Origin of the sequence: Streptomyces sp. NPDC021212 (assembly GCF_044332925.1) — a bacterium.
GTDB lineage: Bacteria > Actinomycetota > Actinomycetes > Streptomycetales > Streptomycetaceae > Streptomyces.
On the sequence record NZ_JBIRPZ010000039.1, the window covers coordinates 3,503 to 4,898 of the forward strand.

The 1,396-nt window shown below is 56.3% G+C and carries 1 rRNA gene (only partly in view); it reads left to right on the forward strand.

Going from position 1 to position 1,396, the window contains the following annotated elements:
• A 23S ribosomal RNA gene (locus ACH4SI_RS42030) occupies positions 1 to 1,394 on the forward strand (it extends 1,795 nt beyond the left edge of the window).
• Positions 1,395 to 1,396 lie beyond the last annotated feature (2 nt).

Sequence of the window (1,396 nt, forward strand, 5' to 3'; positions counted from 1 at the left end):
GCTGAGACCTGATGCCGAGCCGATTGTGGTGAAGTGGATGATCCTATGCTGTCGAGAAAAGCCTCTAGCGAGTTTCATGGCGGCCCGTACCCTAAACCGACTCAGGTGGTCAGGTAGAGAATACCGAGGCGTTCGGGTGAACTATGGTTAAGGAACTCGGCAAAATGCCCCCGTAACTTCGGGAGAAGGGGGGCCATTGCTGGTGATCACTCTTGCAGTGTGAGCTGGTGGTGGCCGCAGAGACCAGCGAGAAGCGACTGTTTACTAAAAACACAGGTCCGTGCGAAGCCGTAAGGCGATGTATACGGACTGACGCCTGCCCGGTGCTGGAACGTTAAGGGGACCGGTTAGCTCCATTTCGGTGGGGCGAAGCTGAGAACTTAAGCGCCAGTAAACGGCGGTGGTAACTATAACCATCCTAAGGTAGCGAAATTCCTTGTCGGGTAAGTTCCGACCTGCACGAATGGCGTAACGACTTCTCGACTGTCTCAACCATAGGCCCGGTGAAATTGCATTACGAGTAAAGATGCTCGTTTCGCGCAGCAGGACGGAAAGACCCCGGGACCTTTACTACAGCTTGATATTGGTGTTCGGTTCGGCTTGTGTAGGATAGGTGGGAGACTGTGAAGCGCTGACGCCAGTCAGTGTGGAGTCATTGTTGAAATACCACTCTGGTCGTGCTGGATGTCTAACCTGGGTCCGTGATCCGGATCAGGGACAGTGTCTGGTGGGTAGTTTAACTGGGGCGGTTGCCTCCTAAAGGGTAACGGAGGCGCCCAAAGGTTCCCTCAGCCTGGTTGGCAATCAGGTGTTGAGTGTAAGTGCACAAGGGAGCTTGACTGTGAGACCGACGGGTCGAGCAGGGACGAAAGTCGGGACTAGTGATCCGGCGGTGGCTTGTGGAAGCGCCGTCGCTCAACGGATAAAAGGTACCCCGGGGATAACAGGCTGATCTTCCCCAAGAGTCCATATCGACGGGATGGTTTGGCACCTCGATGTCGGCTCGTCGCATCCTGGGGCTGGAGTCGGTCCCAAGGGTTGGGCTGTTCGCCCATTAAAGCGGTACGCGAGCTGGGTTTAGAACGTCGTGAGACAGTTCGGTCCCTATCCGCTGTGCGCGTAGGAGTCTTGAGAAGGGCTGTCCCTAGTACGAGAGGACCGGGACGGACGAACCTCTGGTGTGCCAGTTGTCCTGCCAAGGGCATGGCTGGTTGGCTACGTTCGGGAGGGATAACCGCTGAAAGCATCTAAGCGGGAAGCCTGCTTCGAGATGAGGACTCCCACCCCCTTTGAGGGGTTAAGGCTCCCAGTAGACGACTGGGTTGATAGGCCAGATATGGAAGCCGGGTGACCGGTGGAGTTGACTGGTACTAATAGGCCGAGGGCTTGTCCTCAG